Consider the following 20,603-nt stretch of genomic DNA (forward strand, 5'->3'; position numbering starts at 1 on the left):
TGGATTTGAATGTAGAAAACCCGGCCCCTGCGGTCGGGTTTTTGTTTGACAACTATTCGTTGTCGATGTGTGTGGTTGGTGCGAAAGCACTCGGTTTGGGGGAGCTATTTATGCCAGATTTATTAGAGTTCGTTGTGCAAAACGGAGGGGCATGGGGACTGGGCGAAGGCCTCGACTGGTTAAACAGTGGTGGTAAAGCGCTCGCCGCCAAATACTCCGCAGCGACGACAGATTTTCTTAACCATGATCCAGCTTTTCTTAACAGGGTCTACGCTGATGTTTCGCCCAAGTTGGCGGGGACTTTGCCATACCTCGAACTAGCTGATTTTTCTATGAAGATACGTGCTGGTGAACCTGTAGAAATCCCTGTGTCAGTTGATCCATCGGTGTTTTTTACGCAAGCCATTGATCCAATTTGGGCACAAGCTCGCGCTAAGGCGTATCTAGACTACCGTTCAAAGGGCAAAGCAGGATCCGACAGCGAAGTGCTGCGTATTTCGAAGGCAAGCGTTGAGAGCGGAGAGCTACGTCTAAGTGCCCAGCCAACCCGCTACTTCTGCCAAGCGGAAAGCAACTTGGTGCTAGATCGGAAAGTCACCATTCAGAACCAATTGGGCGAGGCTGATCAGGTGAGCTTGCGCGGTTTGATTACGCAAAGCAACGGCGCGCGTTTGCCGGATCTGGCTGATCCGAGATTGGCGAATTCACTTGGCGTTGCGATTTGTTTTCTCTCAAAACATGATGATGGTTCCTTGAGTGTGCGGATGGTGCATCGCAATCACAATGTCGCGGTATTTCCAAATGGAATTCACCCGGCGATGAGTTGCGCAATCCGCTGGCCAGACGACGTTCGGCAAGTAACAACAATGGATCTGATGGACATGATCCTGCCTGATATTGAAGAAGAGATGCGGCAGGAAACGGGATTGTCACCCGCGCACTACAGTCGTCCAGTGCCGCTATCGTTCTGCAGAGAATTCTTGCGGGGCGGCAAGCCACAGTTGTTCTGCCTTTCGGTCACGGGACTTTCTCCATCCGAATTGATCGCAGCACGGGATCAGCAAATGGCCCACAACAAACGTGAAAGGCCAGAGAAAGTTGAGATGCGCTGCTCTGGTCTGATCCGTTCTAATGATCCAAGTGTGGTTCTGGGCAAGAATGCGCCCATTGGGCTGACCCATGAAGGGGCCGCGAGCTTGTTCTTGATCGATCGGTTCTTCCGCAAGGCAAACCCCGACGGTGAAAGCGCAATCACCCCTTAAGGATCGATCATCGTCACCCCGGGGATGCGGGAGATTTGGAAGACGTCTTCGTCGTAGAGGTCGCTGAGGGTGTCGACCATTTCATCGGTCCAACCGGGCAGATCGACCTCTTCTTCCAGCTCATCCTCTTTGGCGAATTTGTCGAGGAAGGCGGCGATCACACGGCGTTTTTGCATCTCGTTCATGTTGGGATGCTCTTTGAGATAGGCGCGGAAACGTTTCATACCTTCGGGCACCATGATCTCGCTCAGCAGGTCAAAGCCACCGGTGATTTTCTCGTTGTGTTCCAGCCCGGCGATTTCCCGCACCAGCTGGGCCCACAACAGTGGCGTGTCCTCATTGCACCAGATCGTCATCGCCACCTGCGGCACACGGTCCCGGATACGCTGGATCAGCTCGCTCCACAGCACATGACGCGGATCGGCACCACCCATGAAATCCAGGAAATCCTCGGTCGGCGACTTTGCATAGACCGCCGGGAAAAAGGTGGCGGGGTTGCGGATGGCCAGAAACAGCTCCACCTCATCACGTTCAAACAGGGCACAGAACCTGGCCACTTTTTCCTCGGCGCCGGGGTAGATCACCCCTTTGTTGATCGCGACCTTGGGCACCGAGAAGAAATTCTCGTTGGACAACAACAACCTGTCCGGAGCCTCCGCCCCCTCCAGAATAGAACTCAGCAGCGTGTCACGCGCTTCTGGGGCCAACGCGCCTTTGTCCATCGCCTGCAGCACATCGCGGATCAGCCGCCGGTAGGTGGCAGGGCGCGGCACCCCGATTCCGCGTTTGCCAAATGCGTCGCGGTTTTTCATCAGGCAGCGCGACAGGCGGTCCTCATCTGTATTGTGGGCGCCAGCGTGGAGAACAACTTGCATCGAAATTCCGTGCGTCGTTATGAGTGTGTTATCAGCACTATAAGGTCTTTTCTGGACAGTTAAACCGGTTTCAGGCAAGGAAGGCGCCATGACCGAGGCATCCACAAATTCCCCGAAGAAACGGCTGAAGCTGGCTGGTTTGAACCCCTGGTCTCTGGGCGCGATGGCAATTGCCGCTTTGGTGCTGATGCCGATTGCTGCGGTGATCTGGATTGCCTTTAACCCAACCGACAATATCTGGCCGCATCTGATTTCCACCACATTGCCGCGCTATATGCGGACCACGCTGTTTCTGATGCTGTCGGTTGGTGTGCTGGCCGGGGCGGTGGGGACGGGGGCCGCCTGGCTGGTTGCACGTTACCGGTTCCCGCTGTCGCGCTGGCTGGAGTGGCTGCTGCTGCTGCCTTTGGCGATCCCGGCCTATGTGGGGGCCTATGCGCTGGTGGATCTGCTGGAATATGCCGGGCCAGTGCAGACCTGGCTGCGTGATCTGATGGGCTGGAAAACCTCGCGGGACTATTGGTTCCCCGAGATCCGCAGTTTTGGCGCGGCTGTGCTGGTGCTGTCTGCGGCGCTTTATCCCTATGTCTACCTGCTGGCCCGTCAGGCCTTTCGCGAACAATCCGCCGCCACCGAGGAGGTGGCGCGGTCGCTGGGATCTGGGGCCTTTGCCCGGTTCTTCCGCGTGGGCCTGCCGCTGGCGCGACCGGCGATTGCAGCGGGGATGGCGATTGCCATGATGGAAACCGTGAATGATTTCGGCACCGTCGACTATTTTGCGGTGCAGACCCTGACCACTGGGATCTTCATGGTTTGGCTGGAAAGCAACAACGCCGGTGGCGCGGCGCAGCTGGCCTCGGTGGTCCTGGTGTTGGTGATCTTCCTTGTCACAATGGAGAAGGTCAGCCGCAACAAGACCCGTTTCTTTGCAATGACCAACCGCCACCGTGCTGTTGAGCGGGTGACGCTTCGCGGTCTGCCGGCGGTTCTGGCGCTGATCGCCTGCGCGATCCCCTTTGTGATGGGTTTCGCCCTGCCGGCCGGGGTGATCCTGCATCATGCGTTGAAAAACGCTGAGGTCTGGCAGGATGCGGCGCTGTATGAGGCGCTGTGGAACACGGTGCATGTGGCGGGGATCGCGGCGGTGCTGACGGTTCTGGCGGGTGTCTTTATGGTCTACGGCGTGCGCCTGTCGGGGCGACAATTGCCGCGCCTGCTGCTGCCGGTGACCACGATCGGCTACGCGGCGCCAGGGGCCGTTCTGGGGGTCGGAATTCTGATCCCGCTGGCCTATTTTGACAACTGGTTGGCCGATATGGTGGAGGCGGGCACTGGCGTGGACCTCGGGTTGATCCTGACCGGTTCCTCGGTGGCGCTGATCTTTGCCTATGGGGTGCGGTTCTTTGCAATTGCGCAAGGTGCGGCGGATGCGGCGATGGGGCGTGTTTCGCCTTCGTTGCCCATGGCGGCGCGGTCGCTGGGGCGGACCAAAGGCCAGGTGTTGTTGCAGGTCTATGCGCCGTTGATCCGGGGTTCGGTCGGCTCGGCGCTGTTGCTGGTGTTTGTCGATGCGGTGAAAGAGCTGCCCGCAACCTTGCTGCTGCGGCCGTTCAACTTTGAAACACTGGCGACGCGGGTGCACGAACAGGCCTCTCTGGAAAACCTGGGGGATGCGGCGCCTGCTGCCATTCTGGTCATTCTGGTGGGGCTTGCCGCCGTTGGTATGCTGGCGCGCGCCAACCGCTGAGGCCGCCGTTCGGGGCGTTAACCGAATCCTCACAAGTTCGTGCCTAAATTCTGTGCAATTGAGGGCTTCCCGCCATCCGCGGGGCAGGATAACCTGCCCCGAACGGAGAGCGTCATTGGGGGAGGGACCAGGCGATGCATCATCCGACGTTTCTGCCAACCCATTGGGATGGCCCGCTATTTGCAGCCCGGTCGCAATGCGCTGTCCGTAACTTCGGACCTGTCTAAAAAAGGACGCCTGCGATGGGACGCTATATGGTCTTTATGATGGTTGCTGGGTTGACGGCTTTGTCACTCTTTGCAGCAGCCTTTAACTCTTGGTTTTTGATCCCGTTTTTACTGTTTTCGGGTTTTACGATCTTGGGGATTCGCGACGTGGTTCAACCGCGCCATGCGATTTTGCGCAACTACCCTGTAATCGGGCACATGCGCTTTCTGTTTGAAGGGATTCGACCGGAAATTCGGCAGTATCTGATCGAAAGCGATCAGGACGAAGAGCCGTTTTCGCGCGACGCTCGTTCGTTGATTTATCAACGTGCCAAAGGGGTTGAGGATAAACGCCCGTTTGGAACGCGACAGCGAGTTTACGACTCGGGCTATCAGTGGATCACCCATTCGGTGGCCCCGAAACATATTGAAGATCATGATTTCCGGACCACCGTGGGCGGGTCGGAATGCAAACAGCCCTATGAGGCTTCGATCTACAATATCTCGGGGATGAGCTACGGGGCGCTGTCCGCCAATGCCATTCTGGCGCTGAACACCGGTGCCAACAAAGGCGGCTTTGCCCACACCACCGGTGAAGGCGGCATCAGCCGCTATCACAAAGAAGGCGGCGGCGACCTGATCTACCAGATCGGTTCGGGCTATTTTGGCTGCCGCACATCGGAGGGGCGGTTTGACCCTGATAAATTCACCAAGGTGACTGCAAATCCGCAGGTCAAAATGATTGAGGTAAAGCTAAGCCAGGGTGCCAAACCCGGTCACGGTGGGGTGCTGCCAGCGGCCAAAATCACACCAGAGATTGCCGAAGCCCGTGATGTTCCGATGGGGGAGGATTGCATTTCCCCCGCGCGCCATCCCGAATTCGAGACTCCGATTGAGTTGTGCCAGTTCCTTGGTCGCCTGCGTGACTTGTCCGGTGGCAAGCCGGTGGGGCTGAAGATGTGTATCGGTCACCGGCGTGAATTTATGTGTCTGGTCAAGGCGATGCTGGAAACCGATATCGTGCCGGACTTCATTGTTGTGGACGGCAAGGAAGGCGGCACCGGTGCAGCGCCGGTGGAATTTGCCGACCATCTGGGCATGCCACTGACTGAGGGGCTGACGTTCGTGCACAATACGTTGCGTGGGGTGAACCTGCGGCACCGGCTGAAAATCGGGGCTTCGGGCAAGATCACCTCGGCCTTTGATTTGGCGCGGATCATCGCGCTGGGGGCGGATTGGGCGAACTCGGCACGGGGCTACATGTTCTCGATCGGCTGCATTCAGGCGCAGGCCTGTCACACCAACCACTGTCCGGTCGGCGTGGCAACGCAGGATCCGCTGCGGCAACGGGCGCTGAACGTGCCGATCAAATCCGAACGAGTCTACCGGTTCCACAACAACACCATGCATGCGCTAGCGGAAATGACCGGCGCTGCCGGTCTGGACCACCCCAGCCAGTTCCTGCCACATCACCTGCTGATCCGTGAAAAAGATGCGGATATGAAAACTGGCGATGAAGTCTATCCCTATCTGCCCGAAGGCTTCCTGTTACGGAACGAAGAGGTCGGCGGCGGCTACATGAAACGTTGGGAACGGGCCCGCGCCGAAAGCTTTGCGCCGGTGGATTACATTCCCTAACCGGTCACGCAGCAACAAACGAAAAACGCCCGCCAATTTGGCGGGCGTTTTTTGTTGGGGTGATCTGGTGCCAATACGGCCCCGTGTTGATCTGGGGCGATCACTCGCTCTGCAGCTTAATCACCTGGGTCAGTTCACCGGTGTCGCGGCTGTAGATCAGGATGCGGTCATCCGTCGTCACCACAGCTTGCCAGCGTTTGGTTTGGGTGTAGGCCTCGGCCGTCACACCCTCGGGCAGGGTCAGCACGACGGGGAAATCCAGAGATTTGTCGTTGAAGCGGATGACAATCACCGCGATCAGCACTAAAAGCCCGACAATCATCGTCCCTGTAAGCCCTGTGATCAGCAGGCGCAGGAATTTCAGATCCGCCGGAAGCTCTGGCGCGGTTTTCTCTTCGGTCTCTGGCTCCTGGGGGTTGTCCATGTCTTCCACCGTGTTTTCCGTCACCATTCAGGCGGATCCGCCCAAGCGTCTTGATAAGGCGCTTTCGCGTGATGTGCCAGCCGAAGCTTCCCTGTCGCGCACCCGTCTGGCCAAGCTGATGGCCGAAGGGATGATCACTCGCGACGGCGCAGCCCTGCGCGATCCCAAAGGCCGCGTGGCAGAAGGCGATGTGATCGAAATCACCGTGCCGCAGGCCGAAGACAGCCACATCGGCCCCGAGGACATCCCGCTGGAGGTGATCTATGAGGATGACGATCTGATCGTTATCAACAAACCCGTTGGCATGGTGGTGCATCCGGCGCCGGGCACACCTTCGGGCACTTTGGTGAACGCGCTGTTGCATCATTGCGGCGATACCCTGTCCGGCGTGGGCGGATCGAAACGGCCGGGCATTGTGCACCGGATCGACAAGGACACCAGCGGGTTGCTTGTGGTTGCCAAATCCGACAAGGCGCATCACGGATTGGCGGAACAGTTCGAAAAACACTCGGTCGAGCGCTATTATCAGGCGGTCTGCTACGGCGTGCCGGATGCCAATGATCCCCGTGTGCGCGGGGTGAAAGGTGTCAATTTCGAAAGCGGCAACATCATGAAGATCACCACCCAGCTGGCGCGGCACAAGACCGACCGTCAGCGGCAGGCGGTGTTGTTTGAAGGCGGCCGCCATGCAGTGACACGGGTGCGGATTGTCGAAACCTTCGGCACGCCCGACGTTGCGGCGCTGGTCGAATGCTGGCTGGAAACCGGCCGGACCCATCAGATCCGCGTGCATATGGCCCATGCAGGTCATTCATTGATTGGCGATCAGACCTATGGCGGGCGGCGCAAACTGTCTGAAAAGACACTGGGGATCAAAGGGGTGAATGCGGCGAAGGCGTTTGAACGTCAGGCGCTACATGCGGCGGTGCTGGGCTTTGTGCATCCGGTCAGCGGAGCAGAGATGCGGTTTGAGGCGCCGCTGCCCAGTGACATGGCGGCCCTGATCGAGGCTATGCGGGCCGGTGCGGGCAGCTAATACCGCCGCTCCAATCAGATCCAAACAATTCCGAAGAGCCTTCATGCAAAAATGAAGGCTCTTTTCATTTGTGCCGATCTGGGCGGACTGTCACAAACAGCACATGCGCGTGAGCGCACTGACATCAGGGTTTAACCCCGGCAGTTGTGCGCCGATATTGCGTATCAAGGATGAATATTTTTCGAAGGGCGGCCTTGAAAGGCGCTAACAGCGTCCTTAACTGGATGTTAAGCTCTTAAACATTAAACTTGGAACAGGGAACCATGAGCAACTACGCAAACCTCCCGGCACCGACCCCCGAAGGCGGGCTGAACCGTTATATGCAGGAAATCCGGAAGTTTCCGATGCTGGAGCCGGAAGAGGAATACATGCTGGCAAAACGCTGGGTGGAGGAGCAGGACAGCGCCTCGGCCCATAAGATGGTGACATCGCACCTGCGTCTGGCGGCAAAGATTGCAATGGGCTACCGCGGCTACGGGCTGCCTCAGGGTGAGGTGATCTCGGAGGCCAATGTTGGCCTGATGCAGGCGGTGAAACGTTTTGACCCGGAAAAAGGGTTCCGTCTGGCAACCTATGCCATGTGGTGGATCCGGGCTTCGATCCAGGAATACATCCTGCGCTCGTGGTCGCTGGTAAAGCTGGGCACCACCTCGGCGCAGAAGAAGCTGTTCTTTAACCTGCGCAAAGCCAAAGCCCGTATTGGTGCTCTGGAAGAGGGCGACCTGCGGCCTGAAAACGTCGCCCGCATCGCCAATGACCTTGGCGTGACCGAGGCCGAGGTTGTCAGCATGAACCGCCGCATGTCCGGGGGCGATGCATCGCTGAACGCGCAGGTCGGCGCAGAGGGCGAAGGCTCGATGCAGTGGCAGGACTGGCTGGAAGACGAAGATGCCGACCAGGCCGGCGACTACGCCGAACGCGACGAGTTGGAAGCGCGTCGGGAACTTCTGGCCGAAGCGATGGGTGTGCTGAACGAACGTGAACGCGACATTCTGGTGCAACGCCGCTTGTCGGATGAGACCATCACGCTGGAGGACCTGTCGGGCCAATATGACGTCAGCCGCGAACGTATCCGCCAAATTGAGGTAAGGGCATTCGAAAAGCTACAAAAACGTATGCGAGAGTTGGCCGAAGAAAAGGGAATGCTCTCATTGGGTTAGATATCCTTCCGAGTAATAGCTTTTCTTTGCTCGCCTAAATAATCTCCTGTCTGCTCACAGATGGGAGATTTTTTTATGAGTGATGCGGGTGTGGTGTTCCATCTGCCGGAAAACTGGATAGCGCGGGCAGGGGGCGATGGTCCTCTGACACAGGCGTGTCCAGAGTTCTACGCACGGGCTCTTGCGGGGCTCAGCCAGCAACGTGTTCCGGTATCCACCGCGGTTCTGGATCGCGACGCTCTGCGCGACCAGGTCGAGGCGGACAACAGGTTTCATATCGTGCACGAAGGGGCGCTGCGTCATGAACGGGCGATGATTGCCGCGCCGGCCTATGTGGCCCCTTTCTGGCATCTGGATGCCTCTGGCGGGCGGCGCTGTTCGTCGATCGCGGGCAAAACCTTTCAGGCCCATCCGATCGACAAAACCCGTGCCATCAACTTCTTCAACGCCATGCGGCAGGTCCGTGTGGTGCAAGACCCGGCCGAGGTTGCGCCCGACAGCCTGCTGGTGCTGTTTCAGAAACCCAACGCGACGCTTGCGCCCGCCTATTTGGACCGGTTTGAGATGCTGGAGACCGCGCTGGCGCATTGGTCCGGTCCGGTGCTCTTGCGTTTGCACCCCGAAGCCCGCAAGGATCAGGCGGTGATGGACCGCATCACCACATTGCAGGACGCACATCCAAACCTCGCCCTCACCGAGGCTCATATCACCGCGCTGCTGCCCGCCGTTGCCCGGGTGCTGTCGGTCAACTCCGGCATGACGCTGGAGGCTTATCTGCACCGCACCCCGGCGATCCTCTGTGGCAAAGCGGATTTCCATCATATCGCCGAAGTCGCCCGATCAACCGAAGCGCTGGAAGAGATCCTGAAAGCGCCTGCGCCCGGTCGGGCCACGGCAAAATATCTCTACTGGTATTTCGCGCAGAACTGCCTCAGCGCCAATGCCTATGACTTGCCAGAGCAGATTGTCCGCCGCATCCATGCCCAGGGCTATGAGATCTACGATCTGATCTTGTCCTGAAACCCGCTGCAATCTAAGCTCCCACAAAATCAAATGGGAGCGCTAACATGACTGACCAACCGATCCGCTGGGGCATTCTGGGTGCGGCGCGTTTTGCCCGTCAGCACATGGCCCTGGCCATCCATGCAGCAAATGGCGCGGAACTGGCCGCGCTGGCGACCTCCAGTGCGGAAAAACACGCAGAATTTGCCCGCTTTGCCCCCGGTCTGACCCATCACCAAAGCTATGAGGCGCTACTGGCGGATCCGGATATTGATGCCGTCTACATCCCGCTGCCCAACCACCTGCACGTCGAATGGGCGATCAAAGCGCTGGAGGCAGGCAAACATGTGCTGGTAGAGAAACCTGTTGGGCTAGATGTGGCCGAGGTGGACCGGCTGATCGCGGCGCGCGACCGCACCGGATTGCTGGCGGCTGAGGCCTATATGATTGTGCACCATCCCCAATGGCAACGCGCCAAGGCCCTGATTGCCGAGGGCGCGCTTGGCGATCTGGCCCATGTCAACGCCGCCTTCACTTTCCGCAATCTGGACGAAAGCAACATCCGCAATCAAGCCGCCAAAGGCGGTGGTGGCCTGCGCGACATTGGCGTTTACACCCTTGGCTCGGCCCGCTGGGCAACCGGTCAGGAACCTCAATCGCTGACCCATGCCCATTTGCAGATGGAAAACGGCATCGATATCTTCGCCGATGTGGGGTTTGCTTTCCCCGATTTCACCTATCAGGGCTTCACCTCAATCCGCATGGCCAATCGGCAAGAGGTGCATTTCCACGGCACCGAGGCGCTGTTGACGCTGACCTGCCCGTTCAACGCCAATGTATTCGATCAGGCGGAGCTGCACCTGAAACGCCCCGATGGCACCACAATTGTTGAGCGGTTTGCCGGTGTGAACCAATATGTGCTGCAGGTGCAAAACTTCGGTCAAGCCATCCGACAGGGCCAGCGCTTCCCCTGGACGCTGGAAGACGCCCGCGGCACGCAGGCCATGCTGAATCAGATCCTCGCCACGGTCTGACCATCTGCGAAAACCAAAAGGGCCGCGTAAACCGCAGCCCTTTCATCTTGCCCAAAATACTCCCGCCGGAGGCGTCCAACGGGCGCAGCCCGCGCTTACTTCAAACTGGCGCGCAGCACCCGCAGCATGTTTTCACCCATGACCTTGCGGATCTGCGGCTCGCTCACCCCGGCTGCAATCAGCTCATGGGTCAGGGCGGCCAGTTCCGAGGTGTCAAAGGCGGTCTCAACCGAACCATCAAAATCCGACCCCAGGGCGACGTGATCCTCGCCCAAAGTGTCAATTGCGGCTTTGATCATGCGGGCGATGCCTTTGGGAGTGATGTCGTCACAGGCGGCGCCGGTCCAGTATCCCATGCCGATTACGCCGCCTTTGTCCGCAATCGCTTTCATCAGGCTGTCCTGATAGTTGCGTTTCACCGGGCAGTAGCCGTGCAGACCGGAATGGCTGACAATAATAGGCTGATCGACCATGTTCAGCACGTCTTTGGTCACCATCGGGCTGGAATGGGCCACGTCAATCACCATGCCACGCGATGCGGCCTCGGCCACAACGGATTTGCCGAACTCATTCAGACCCGCATTGCTAAACCCGTGCAGGGATCCCCCCAGCGCATTGTCAAAGAAATGGTGCAGCCCGATCACGCGGTAGCCCGCCTTTTCCAGCGCATCCATGTTGTTCAGCTCCCCTTCCAGAGGATGCGCCCCTTCAATGCCCAACAGGCCGGCGGTGATCTTCTCACCGCGGGCGCGGGCCGCCAGTACCTCTTCCAGCTCGGCCAGGTTGGTTACGATCTTCAGGTGATCCGGGGCCGCCTCTTCAAAACGGTGCAGTTTCTCGGCCTGATAAAGCGCGCGTTGCAGCAGGCTGTCCCAAGTGCGGATCGGCCACAGCTGCCCGATGGCAAGCAGGGTGATGTTGTCAAAGGCCTCGGCGGAGTTCTGGTTGTAGTTCTGACCCGATGGCGATTTGGTCACTGCTGTGAAAATCTGCAGACCGACGTTGCCTTCGCGCAGGCGCGGCAGGTCCATCTGCCCGCGATCGCTGCGCTTGGTCAGGTCCCGTTTCCACAGCAGCGGATCGGCGTGCAGGTCGCCCACCAGCAAGGTGTCATGCAACGCCTGCGCCTCGGGTGAGACGGGATAGGGATCATGTGCAATCACGTTGTTGCGCTGCCGCTCCACATAGGCGGGGGCAAAGGTCACAAAGGCCCCAGCCGCCACAATCACAACCAGCAAAGCTGTCAAAAACAGCCGTTTGATCCATTTAAACATTGATCCCTCCCTCAGATCCTGCAGCGGATTTCTTGCACGGAGCCTACGGCCATCCCACATGTACACCAAGGGTTACCTGACGGAGCCTTCGCTGTATTATAGCGCGCAAATCGCCCTTCTCTGTGAGGGGCTCAGACCAAGACCTTGTAAGGAGAGATCATGGCCGACCCCAACGAATTTGATGAGGTCATGCCCGACCGCGAACCGCCGCGTGGGCCGACATCGCTGACCGTGGTGGAAAACACCGGGACAAGGATTGTCTATTCGGTGCTGATCTGGGTGATGATGGGGTTCGCCTCCACCGTGATCGGGGTGCTGGCGTTGTTGCAGGGCATTATTCTGCTGACCAATGGCAAACGTCGCAATGAGCGGATCGCTGGGTTTGGCACCGATATTGGCATCTGGTTTGCCAAAGCCACGCGCTACATCACTGCCGACAGCGAAGACAAACCCTGGCCCTGGACTGAGTTGGACTGACCTGAGCTGCCCCCCCCCTGGGTGCGTGCTTGTTGGCCTATGCCTGTTGGCGCGCCAGTTCGGTTCGGGCCAACTGGTCGACCTCACGCAATAGTGTTGGGATCCGGTACGCGCCGTGCATTGCCCGGATGTGGGCTTTTGCGGTGTCCAGGTCCACGCCCGCGGCAGTCACAAACAGCGGCTGGGCGCTTTGACCACGGTGAACCGCGCAGTTGGCCGGCGTGTTGCGGTAGGCGGTTTTGGCCACTCCAATCACAGGGATCCGCGCCTCAAGCGCTGCAAAAAGATGTGCGCCCAGTCCGGGCTGCTGCTCTGTCCCCAGGGTCACAAAGCCGTCTATCACGATGGTTTCGGGCTGTTTGTCCAAGCCGTTGATCAAGGCTATCAGGCAGGGCAGTTCACGCTGGTAGAAGGCGCCGGATTGATACGGCGCAATGGGGCTGATTGCGGTGGTCAGCCGTGACTGCGCGCTGGCATCCTGCCAATCCGCAAACAAAACCCCCGCCGCAATGGCGGCCTGATCGCCATCGTAGTGCACATCCGTGGCCAGGATCATAGGCTACGGGACTACTCCAGCACCTTGGGCCAGTTGGCATCCGCGGCTGCGATCCGGCCGGGGATGTCCTTGGCCCAGCGTTTCTGGATACGGCGCGAATAGTTGAGATACAGTTTGCCGTCCACAATCCGCCAGGCCTCCGGCACGGTGGAGGCGGTGTAGCCTTCGCTGACCGCATAGGCGCAATAGCCGCCATATTGCGGCGCATAGGCCACCGGATCGGCGGCAAAGGCAGCGCGATTGTCCTCTGAAGCAAAGCGCCAGGTGGCCCCCATCCAGTCATGGGTGATGTCTTCGGCCCCGGAGACCGGTTTGCCTTCGGTGAAATAGGCCACCACATCGGTGCCATCAACGGCGATGCCATCCTCTGTATAGATCTTGGCGGTGCCTGCGGTGGCCAGACCCGGCAGGGCGGCAGCGGTTACCGCAACGGCAGGCACGGCCAGCAGAAAGGCGCGTCGGTTCAGGTTCAGGGGCATGACAGGTCTCCTCCGATTTGGTTGTCACCAATGTGGAGGAGGTTTCGCCCCCGCGCTACCGCTCTCACGCGGCTGTGAATTTATGTCAGATCATCACGTTGCCGCGTTGATGGTAACAGACCCAATTGCCCAAGATGAACGAGGCGTTATCGGCAGGGGCGCCATGGGCTGCAGGCCATCGAAGGAAGAATTCGCTTTATCTCAAGTAAACTTGAGGGATTACGGTGGAAGGGCACAAAACATGATCGCACAAGGAGATCGCCATGATTTATCACGTAACGGCCACGTTGAAACAGGCCCATGCGGCAGAGCTGCTAAGGCGTTTGCAGGATGGCAGCACTGCGAGGCAAAGGCCCGATGGACCTGAGTTGGTGGCGTCAATGCATCGCGCCGTGATCAACGCCGACGGGCGGGCGAAGTGGAGCGAGCTGTGTTACTGCAACCCACCCCTTGCGCATGAGCGGGCGACTGTCCTGGACCACCATTTCACCGATATTCGGACAACCCCTATCGATGAACATCGCACCGTAGAGGGGCAGCCTCTGATGGAGATACTGCGCAGCCTGGCTGCACGCGCCTCCGCCTAAATGCAAACGGGCCGCCAAGGTTTCCCAAGGCGACCCGCAAAGCGGTGTTGGCTTAACGAAGGATCAATCCTCCATCGCTTCCAATTCATCAATCATCGACGAAATCATGCTGAGGCCCTTGTCCCAGAAGGTTGGGTCACTGGCGTCCAGACCGAAGGGGGCCAGCAGTTCCTTGTGGTGCTTCGACCCGCCTGCCTTCAGCAGGTCGAAATACTTGTCCTGGAAGCCCTCGGGGTTTTCCTCATAGACCGCGTAAAGCGCGTTCACCAAGCCGTCGCCAAAGGCATAGGCGTAGACGTAGAAGGGCGAATGCACGAAGTGCGGGATATAGGCCCAGAAGGTTTCATAGCCTTCCATGAAATCAAAGGAGTCGCCCAAGCTTTCGGCCTGCACCGACATCCACAGATCGTTGATGTCATCCGGGGTCAGTTCACCTTCACGGCGGGCGGCGTGCAGCTTGCATTCAAAGTCGTAAAACGCGATCTGGCGCACCACGGTGTTGATCATATCCTCGACCTTACCGGCCAGCAGGATCTTGCGCTCTTCTTTGGTCTCTGCCTTTTCCAGCATTTTGCGGAAGGTCAGCATTTCCCCAAAGACCGAGGCAGTTTCCGCCAATGTCAGCGGGGTGGAGGACAGCATTTCGCCCTGTTCCGCCGCCAGCACCTGATGCACGCCGTGACCCAGCTCATGCGCCAGGGTCATCACATCACGCGGTTTGCCAAGGTAGTTCAGCATCACATAGGGGTGCACCTCGGTCACGGTGGGGTGGGCAAAGGCGCCGGGGGCTTTGCCGGGTTTCACACCCGCATCAATCCAGCCTTTGGTAAAGAAGGGATCGGCAATCTCGCCCATACGCGGATCAAAGGCGTTGTAAGCTTCCATCACGGTGTTGGTGGCCGCCTCCCAATCAACAACCTTGGTGCTTTCCATCGGCAGCGGCGCGTTGCGGTCCCAGACCTGCATGCGGTCCAGCCCCAGCCATTTGCGCTTCAGCTCATAATAGCGGTGGCTCAGCTTGGGGTAGGCTTTGACCACAGCGTCGCGCAGCGCCTCAACCACCTCAGGCTCCACATCGTTGGATAGGTGGCGGGCGGTCTGGGCAGTGGGCATGGTGCGCCAGCGGTCAATCACCTCTTTTTCCTTGGCCAGCGTGTTGTGAACACGGGCAAAGGTTTTGATATTGGCACCAAAGACAGTGGCCAGTTCCCGCGCCGCCGCCTCGCGTTTGCTGCGATCCTGTTCGGTCAGGAAGTTCAGGGTGCCTTCGATGTTGTACGGCTCCCCGTCTACCTCAAAGCCGAGACCGGCAATGGTTTCGTCAAACAGCTTTTCCCAGGCATCAGCGGTGACCGACAGATCGTGCAGGAATTTCTCCAACTCATCGGACAACTGATAGGGTTTCATCGCACGGGTACGGTCGAACACCGGTTTGTAGCGTGCCAGATCGGCGTTTTCGGCCTGCATGGCGGCCAGTTTGTCATCGTCGATCCGGTTCAGTTCCAGAGAGTAGAACACCAGCGGCGTGGTGAAATTGGTGATTGCTTCCTGACAGTCGGACATGAACTTGGCGCGGTCTGCATCGACGGTCATCTGGTAGTAGCGCAGCCCTGCATAGGACATGACGCGGCCAGCTTTGGTGGAGATCTTTTCGTTACGCTGCACACATTCCAGCAGACCAGCGGCGTCCAGATCGGCCAGCTTGCCTTCGTAATCAGCGGCAAAGGCGGCACATTCCTGTTCCAGCCAGTCCAGATCGGCCTGCAGTTCAGGGGCATCGGGGCTGGTGTAGAGATCGGTCAGATCCCACTCGGGCAGATCCCCCAGATCTTTGGCGCCGGTGTCGGCAGATACATCGCGAAGCGGGAAGGGCAGTTGAAACATGGGGCACCTCATTTTCGTGTTGGCACAAGACATATGCCGCCCATCGCGATGTCTCAAGGGCAGAGACCCGCATAGGCGGCATTCACGGGTTTAACGGGTCAGAACATCAGATAGGATGGATCGGCTGGCCGTCCGCCGGATCAGGCGGAAATGCTGCGGTTCACTGGCTGGTCAGCAGCGGCGCGGAAATGGGCGATGATCTGTTCAAGGATGGCGCCGCGGGTTGCGGGATCCTCCATCAGGACCTCATGTTCGCCGCCTTCGATCATCACCAGTTCGCTCTCTGGCCAAGAGGCCATCCGGTCCCGAATGCGCTGTTTGTCAACGATCCGCTCGTTGGCGCCGCAGAACGTCAGCCCGGGCAGGGCAGGGGGCGATTTGCGCGACAATTCCAGCATTTCAAGCAGCGCATCATGCAGCCAGTTGATGCTGGGCCCACCCAGCGACAGTGCAGGTTTTTCCCGCAGCTGGTGCTGCATCAGATCCCACATCTCACGGTCGCGGGTCAGGGTGTTGCCTTCAAACTCGGCCGTGGCAACATAGGATTCAGGGCTGGTTTGCGGCACCAGCAGGCTCGACAGGCCCAGACGTTTGCTGGCCCAGCCCACCACCCAAGCCGTTGGGCGTTGGGCGCGGTTCATCTGGATGCCCCACATCGGACCGGTGAAGGCAGCGGCTTTGACCGGCAGGCCTTCGTAAAGGGCGCGCAGACCAATGCAGCCGCCCATTGAGTGGCCCAACAGGTAGAAAGGTTCCGGCAGTTCCAGCTCCCGCGCGGCTTCAACTGCGGCTTTGACGTCCAGCTGAAAATCGGCAAATCGACGCACATGGCCGATCATCGGATCGCCGGTCAACCTGTCGGCAATCCCCTGACCGCGCCAGTCGATTACCAGCGTGGCAAAGCCCGCCGCGGCCAGATCCCCGGCGGTGTGGGCGTATTTCTCGATATATTCGGTGCGTCCGGGGAACAGGAGGACGGTGCCCTCCGCTGTGCCCTCCGGACGCCACTGGGCAACGCGGATGCGCACCCCATCCTCGGCTTTGATCCACCAGGCCTCCCCTGCGAGGAAATCGGCAATGATGTCGCTGAAGAAGGGGGCTGTTTCCATCGTTGGTCCTGTTCGTTTTGCGGCTTTAGGCGAAGGCGGCGGCCAGCGCCATGGCCTGACCCATGTCACCGTCGATCACCAATTTGCCGCTCATGAAGGCGGAGGTCGGGTTCATCTCACCGGTCATCATCGCCTCAAAGGTTTCTTCATCGGCGGTCAGGGTCACATCGGCCTCATCATCGCTGGCACGGGCGCCATCGGCATCCACAACGATCGACGCTTCGCCTTCGATCACAAATTTTGCGGAACCGGTGAAATCGGCGTCCGCCAGTTTTTCATTCAGTGCGGCAACGGCGGCTTCGAGTTTATCGCTCATGGCGGTCTTCCCTATCTTTTGATCTGCCGGGGCTGTTCAAAACCCGGCATCGGTCTAAACTGTTTGGTACTATGAGCGCAGAAATCACCAGCCCCAAGGCTATCGTCGCGGCAATCCTGACCGTAGCCCTGTTTGCCACACCCGTCAAAGGCGAAAGTGTCGCTATTGACGATCTGTTGAGGCGACTGGAGCAGGCCGAGCCAACCGAAGCCGGCAAGATTGCCCGTGAGTTGGAGCTGGAATGGTCCAAGTCCGGCTCGGCTGCGATGAATTTGCTGTTGAAACGCGGCAAGGAAGCGTTGGAGCGGGGCGAGGCTGCACTGGCGGTGGAACATCTGACCGCCCTGACCGACCATGCGCCAGATTTCGCCGAAGGCTGGGCGCTGCGGGCACAGGCCTGGCATCAGATGGAAGAGCTTGGGCTGGTGCTGGCGGATCTGCAGCAAGTTCTGGCGCTCAATCCGAATCATTACGAGGCGCTGTTTGGTCTGGCCGTGACCCTTGAGCAACTGGACGAGCATGAACTTGCCCATCGGGCCTATCGGCTTGTGCTGACCATTCACCCGCATTACGACGAAGCCAAAGAGGCTGTGAAACGTATGGACCCCAAGGTTCAAGGTAAAGCTCTCTAACGCGCGAGAAGAAAGTCAGGGACAGGCCCATGGCCCAGAATTCCCGGATCACGGCGGTCCTAGGGCCGACCAATACCGGCAAAACCCACTATGCAATCGAACGGATGCTGGCCTATCGCTCTGGGGTGATCGGTTTGCCGCTGCGCCTGCTGGCGCGCGAGGTTTATGACAAGATCGTTGCCGCCCGTGGCCCATCGGTGGTGGCGCTGGTGACCGGGGAAGAACGTATTGTACCCGACCGCGCGCAGTACTGGGTCTGCACCGTTGAGGCGATGCCCGAGGGCATGGGCTGTGATTTTCTGGCGATTGATGAGATCCAGCTTTGCGCGGACCCTGAGCGGGGCCATGTCTTTACCGACCGGCTGCTGCGGGCCCGTGGCACCCATGAAACGGTGTTCCTGGGCGCGGACAGCATGCGGCCAACCATTGCGGCGCTGGTGCCCGGTGTACAGTTTGTCCGCCGCGAACGGATGAGCCAGCTAGAGTATACCGGTTCGCGCAAGGTGTCGCGGATGAAGCCGCGTTCGGCCATCGTCGGGTTCTCGGTCGATGACGTCTACGCCTTTGCGGAGCTGCTGCGGCGTCAGAAAGGTGGCGCAGCCGTGGTGATGGGGGCGCTGAGCCCGCGCACCCGTAACGCGCAGGTTGAGCTCTATCAGAACGGGGATGTTGACTATCTGGTGGCGACCGATGCGATCGGTATGGGGCTGAACTTGGATATCAACCACGTGGCCTTTTCCTCGACCGTGAAGTTTGACGGCCGCCGGATGCGCATGCTGATGCCCAATGAGTTGGCCCAGATCGCTGGCCGGGCCGGGCGGGGCATGTCCAACGGCACTTTCGGTGTTACCGGTGAGGCTGAGCCGCTGGACGAAGACGTCGCCGAGGCCATCATGGACCACCGGTTTGCACCGGTGCGCAAACTGAACTGGCGCAACGCCCGGCTGCAGTTCGGCTCGGTCGAGGCGCTGATCCGGTCTTTGGAACAGGCACCGGACCATGAATTGCTGATCCGGTCCCGAGATGCGGATGACCTGCTGGCGCTGAAATCGCTGCATCAGGTTGCCGAGGTACAGGCCCGCGCCAGCGATGGTCCTTCGGTGAAACTCCTGTGGGATGTCTGCCGCATTCCCGATTTCCGCGGCATCAGCCATGCGGAACATGCCAGCCTTCTGGAAACCGTCTTTGGCCATCTGCACGAACGCGGCAGGGTGCCAAATGACTGGATGGCCCAACATGTGCAACGGATCGACCGGACAGAGGGAGACATTGACACATTGTCGAAACGTCTCTCATTTATCCGCACGTGGACTTATGTCGCACAACGTTCCGGTTGGGTAGATGACGAAAGTCATTGGCGCGGAGAGACTCGCGCTGTAGAAGACCGATTGTCAGATGCGCTGCACGAGCGTCTGACCCAAAGATTTGTGGACCGGCGCACATCCGTGCTTTTGCGCCGGCTCAAGCAGAAGGAGGCCCTTTTGGCCGAAGTAAACGATAAGGGTGAAGTGACCGTCGAAGGCGAATTCGTTGGTCGTTTGGAAGGGTTCCGTTTCCGTCAGGACAAAGACGCAAGCGGTCAGGAAGCCAAGACATTGCGTCAGGCCAGCCTGCAAGCACTGGCGCCGCATTTTTCGCTGCGCGCTGACCGGTTCTACAATGCACCCGATACCGAAATTGATTTCACCGAGCAGGGTGGCCTGATGTGGGGCACCGAGGCGGTGGGCAAACTGGTGGCGGGCGCTGATCCGCTGAAGCCAACTGTCGCAGCCTTTGTGGACGATGAAGCCGGTGCCGATGTGGCACAGAAGGTGGAACGTCGCCTGCAGCATTTCATTGATCGCAAAATTGCCGCCCTGTTCGAGCCGCTTCTGGCGCTGGGCCGGGACGAAGAGCTGAACGGTTTGGCCCGTGGCTTTGCCTTCCAGATGGTGGAAAACCTCGGCGTGATCCCGCGCGCACAGGTGGCAGATGATGTGAAGGCTCTGGATCAGGATGCCCGTGGCGCGCTGCGCAAACACGGTGTGCGTTTTGGCCAATTCACCATCTTCATGCCGCTGATGCTGAAACCGGCGCCGACCCGTCTGCGTCTGGTGCTTTGGGCGCTGGCCAAAGGTCTGGATATCTTCCCCGAATCGCCGCCCCCCGGTCTGGTGACCGTGCCGACCGACAAAGGTGCGGCGGAAGGCTACGATTCGATGGCGGGCTACCGCGCGGCGGGTGAACGCTCGATCCGGATCGACATGCTGGAACGTCTGGCGGATATGCTGCGTGTCGAAGACAGCCGTGGCGGCTTTGAAGCCAAAGCCGATATGCTGTCGATAACCGGTATGACGCTGGAGCAGTTTGCCGACCTGATGCAGGGTCTGGGCTACAACGGTGAGCGTGGCGAACGTGTGAAGGTCAAGGCTGCTCCGGTGGCTGAAGCCGCTGAAGAAGTTGCTGAAACTGCCGAAACAGTCGAAGCCCCTGCGGCAGCAGCAGACGCCGAGGCAGCCCTAGCAGAAGCACCGGCAGAACCTGTTGAAGTGGATGCAACCGACGAGGCCGTTTCTGAAGCTCCGGCTGAAACACCGGCCGAAACGCAAGCCGAGCCAACAGACGCTGCTGAGCCTGAGATGGAAGTGTTCTACACCTTCACCTGGGGCGGTCGTCGCAATCAGGGTGGCAACCGTGGCCGTGGCCGTGGCGACCGCAACGAACGCGGTGGTGAGCGCGGTGAGCGCAAAGGTGGCGGCAAGCCCCGTGGCAAAGGCGGGAAAGCCCGTGGCGACGGCAAAGGCCGTGGTGGCCCGAAGGCTGCCAAATCCTATGAGGCGCGTCCGCCCAAGAAGGAAAAGGCCATCGACCCCGATAACCCCTTCGCCGCAGCGCTTATGGGGCTGAAAAAGGGCTGATTGCCCGC

At 59.3% G+C, this 20,603-nt stretch carries 19 protein-coding genes; 11 read left to right on the plus strand and 8 right to left on the minus strand.

Going from position 1 to position 20,603, the window contains the following annotated elements:
* Positions 1–5 precede the first annotated feature (5 nt).
* A complete protein-coding gene (locus SIC14_RS13460) occupies positions 6–1,262 on the plus strand; it encodes a hypothetical protein (protein ID WP_412562437.1) in 1,257 nt (418 codons plus the stop codon).
* On the opposite strand, the gene SIC14_RS13465 is transcribed toward SIC14_RS13460, so the two are convergent.
* Complete coding sequence (locus tag SIC14_RS13465; RefSeq protein ID WP_412562438.1) at positions 1,259–2,137, minus strand: hypothetical protein; 879 nt, start codon at positions 2,135–2,137, stop codon at positions 1,259–1,261. The two genes, SIC14_RS13460 and SIC14_RS13465, sit on opposite strands and share 4 nt — an antisense overlap.
* 88 nt (positions 2,138–2,225) lie before the next feature.
* Here SIC14_RS13465 and SIC14_RS13470 point away from each other — a divergent pair, with 88 nt between their 5' ends.
* Both SIC14_RS13470 and SIC14_RS13475 read left to right on the plus strand, forming a co-directional pair.
* Positions 2,226–3,884: an ABC transporter permease gene (locus SIC14_RS13470; protein ID WP_412562439.1), complete on the plus strand. Its 1,659-nt coding sequence runs from the start codon at positions 2,226–2,228 to the stop codon at positions 3,882–3,884.
* A gap of 242 nt (positions 3,885–4,126) precedes the next feature.
* Positions 4,127–5,728 carry an FMN-binding glutamate synthase family protein gene (locus SIC14_RS13475; protein ID WP_412562440.1) on the plus strand — a complete coding sequence of 534 codons (1,602 nt, stop codon included), beginning with the start codon at positions 4,127–4,129 and terminating at the stop codon, positions 5,726–5,728.
* A 100-nt stretch (positions 5,729–5,828) separates the two neighbouring features.
* Here SIC14_RS13475 and SIC14_RS13480 read toward each other — a convergent pair whose 3' ends face one another.
* Complete coding sequence (locus SIC14_RS13480) at positions 5,829–6,152, minus strand: DUF6476 family protein (RefSeq protein ID WP_412562441.1); 324 nt, start codon at positions 6,150–6,152, stop codon at positions 5,829–5,831.
* Here SIC14_RS13480 and SIC14_RS13485 point away from each other — a divergent pair.
* The 4 genes from SIC14_RS13485 to SIC14_RS13500 all read left to right on the plus strand — a co-directional run bounded on the left by SIC14_RS13485 (position 6,151) and on the right by SIC14_RS13500 (position 10,384).
* Positions 6,151–7,188, plus strand: coding sequence for an RluA family pseudouridine synthase (locus tag SIC14_RS13485; RefSeq protein ID WP_412562442.1), 1,038 nt, complete (start codon positions 6,151–6,153; stop codon positions 7,186–7,188). The genes SIC14_RS13480 and SIC14_RS13485 overlap by 2 nt on opposite strands.
* Before the next feature lie 263 nt (positions 7,189–7,451).
* A complete protein-coding gene (gene rpoH, locus SIC14_RS13490; RefSeq protein WP_412562443.1) occupies positions 7,452–8,348 on the plus strand; it encodes an RNA polymerase sigma factor RpoH in 897 nt (298 codons plus the stop codon).
* Between the two features lie 75 nt (positions 8,349–8,423).
* Positions 8,424–9,368 carry a hypothetical protein gene (locus SIC14_RS13495; protein ID WP_412562444.1) on the plus strand — a complete coding sequence of 315 codons (945 nt, stop codon included), beginning with the start codon at positions 8,424–8,426 and terminating at the stop codon, positions 9,366–9,368.
* A gap of 47 nt (positions 9,369–9,415) precedes the next feature.
* Entirely contained in the window at positions 9,416–10,384 is a 969-nt protein-coding gene (locus tag SIC14_RS13500; protein ID WP_412562445.1) for a Gfo/Idh/MocA family protein, read from the plus strand.
* 95 nt (positions 10,385–10,479) lie between these two features.
* Here the strand turns inward: SIC14_RS13500 and SIC14_RS13505 are convergent, their stop codons facing one another.
* Positions 10,480–11,658, minus strand: a complete 1,179-nt coding sequence (locus tag SIC14_RS13505; RefSeq protein WP_412562446.1) for a dipeptidase — start codon at positions 11,656–11,658, stop codon at positions 10,480–10,482.
* Between the two features lie 159 nt (positions 11,659–11,817).
* On the opposite strand from SIC14_RS13505, the gene SIC14_RS13510 reads away from it, so the two are divergent.
* Entirely contained in the window at positions 11,818–12,135 is a 318-nt protein-coding gene (locus tag SIC14_RS13510) for a DUF4389 domain-containing protein (RefSeq protein WP_412562447.1), read from the plus strand.
* 37 nt (positions 12,136–12,172) lie between these two features.
* Here SIC14_RS13510 and SIC14_RS13515 read toward each other — a convergent pair whose 3' ends face one another.
* Entirely contained in the window at positions 12,173–12,691 is a 519-nt protein-coding gene (locus SIC14_RS13515) for an endonuclease V (RefSeq protein WP_412562448.1), read from the minus strand.
* A gap of 11 nt (positions 12,692–12,702) precedes the next feature.
* A complete protein-coding gene (locus tag SIC14_RS13520; RefSeq protein ID WP_412562449.1) occupies positions 12,703–13,170 on the minus strand; it encodes a YHS domain-containing (seleno)protein in 468 nt (155 codons plus the stop codon).
* A 263-nt stretch (positions 13,171–13,433) separates the two neighbouring features.
* Between SIC14_RS13520 and SIC14_RS13525 the strand changes: the two genes are divergently transcribed.
* A complete protein-coding gene (locus SIC14_RS13525; protein WP_412562450.1) occupies positions 13,434–13,757 on the plus strand; it encodes a hypothetical protein in 324 nt (107 codons plus the stop codon).
* 63 nt (positions 13,758–13,820) lie between these two features.
* On the opposite strand, the gene SIC14_RS13530 is transcribed toward SIC14_RS13525, so the two are convergent.
* The 3 genes from SIC14_RS13530 to SIC14_RS13540 form a co-directional block, all read right to left on the minus strand.
* Entirely contained in the window at positions 13,821–15,641 is a 1,821-nt protein-coding gene (locus SIC14_RS13530) for a M3 family oligoendopeptidase (protein ID WP_412562451.1), read from the minus strand.
* A gap of 140 nt (positions 15,642–15,781) precedes the next feature.
* Positions 15,782–16,750, minus strand: coding sequence for an alpha/beta hydrolase (locus SIC14_RS13535; RefSeq protein WP_412562452.1), 969 nt, complete (start codon positions 16,748–16,750; stop codon positions 15,782–15,784).
* A gap of 25 nt (positions 16,751–16,775) precedes the next feature.
* Positions 16,776–17,066, minus strand: a complete 291-nt coding sequence (locus SIC14_RS13540; protein ID WP_412562453.1) for an SCP2 sterol-binding domain-containing protein — start codon at positions 17,064–17,066, stop codon at positions 16,776–16,778.
* Between the two features lie 71 nt (positions 17,067–17,137).
* On the opposite strand from SIC14_RS13540, the gene SIC14_RS13545 reads away from it, so the two are divergent.
* Together SIC14_RS13545 and SIC14_RS13550 are read left to right on the plus strand one after the other, a co-directional pair.
* Entirely contained in the window at positions 17,138–17,698 is a 561-nt protein-coding gene (locus tag SIC14_RS13545) for a tetratricopeptide repeat protein (RefSeq protein ID WP_412562454.1), read from the plus strand.
* A 29-nt stretch (positions 17,699–17,727) separates the two neighbouring features.
* Complete coding sequence (locus tag SIC14_RS13550) at positions 17,728–20,595, plus strand: helicase-related protein (RefSeq protein ID WP_412562455.1); 2,868 nt, start codon at positions 17,728–17,730, stop codon at positions 20,593–20,595.
* The last annotated feature ends 8 nt before the right edge of the window (positions 20,596–20,603 follow it).

Origin of the sequence: Thalassobius sp. MITS945101 (assembly GCF_047123305.1) — a bacterium.
In the GTDB taxonomy this organism is placed as follows: domain Bacteria; phylum Pseudomonadota; class Alphaproteobacteria; order Rhodobacterales; family Rhodobacteraceae; genus Thalassobius.